The 275-nt window shown below is 69.5% G+C and carries 1 protein-coding gene; it reads right to left on the reverse strand.

What is annotated here, in order from left to right; all coding sequences use genetic code 11:
- Positions 1 to 275, reverse strand: a 275-nt coding sequence (locus AC0L3B_RS39445) for a FecR/PupR family sigma factor regulator (protein WP_473383206.1), incomplete at both ends; no start/stop codon positions are given.

The following is a 275-nucleotide window of genomic DNA, read 5'->3' on the forward strand; positions in this document are numbered from 1 at the left end:
CCAGGCCCAGCGCAACGGCGACCACGCTGGCAGCCAGTGCATAACGCAGCACGGCGCGGCGCAGGGGGCGCTCGATCGGCGCATCGCCGAGGGCCTGCAGCCGGACCTTGGGCAGCAGGTCCGCTGCGTTCCACAGACCTTGCAGCACATCGAACTCATATCGATGCTCAGGCCGCTGCGCGCGCCAGGCCTCGAAACGCTGACGTTCCTGCGCGCTCAGCTCGCCATCCTGCAGGCGCACGAACCATTGCGCGGCCTCATCGCGGGCACGGGTA

The sequence above is a fragment of the Bradyrhizobium sp. Kon56 genome, assembly GCF_055807635.1.